General features: G+C 43.0%; 1 protein-coding gene. It reads right to left on the reverse strand.

Annotation, left to right across the window (positions count from 1 at the left end; translation table 11 throughout):
- Positions 1-430 (reverse strand): hypothetical protein (locus BTA35_RS18070; protein WP_161489895.1); only part of this gene is annotated, 430 nt, incomplete at both ends.

Consider the following 430-nt stretch of genomic DNA (forward strand, 5'->3'; position numbering starts at 1 on the left):
CAACATAACCCTGTGACATTTTTATCGGGTCTTTATGCTGCTGAGCCTGAGTTCTAATTTCAAGCAACTTTTGAAGTGAAATCTCTAGCTGTTGTAGCTGACGTTGTAGGTCGGCATGACTGAGCTGTTGTACTGCGACCTGCATAGCTGATCGAAAACGCTCAAGCTGCTGGTCTGTGCGCTGCACGGTGTAGGCAGTATCAGTGTCAGATTGATAGCTACTAGCTTCATTCATAAGCTCATACGAGGTATGAACACTTTCCGTCAACAATTCGGTCGAGAATTGTAGCTGTTTCATCTCCTGGTTAAGTTTTAAACGATCATAAAAAGTAATGCCTGCGTAGTAGAGCATGCCCGCTAAAGGCAAGAGTAATACAGCAAACAGCTTGACTCTAATAGATAAGTCTTTGATTTTCTGCAGCATATAGGT

The sequence above is a fragment of the Oceanospirillum linum genome (genome assembly GCF_001995095.2).
Taxonomy (GTDB): domain Bacteria; phylum Pseudomonadota; class Gammaproteobacteria; order Pseudomonadales; family Halomonadaceae; genus Oceanospirillum; species Oceanospirillum linum.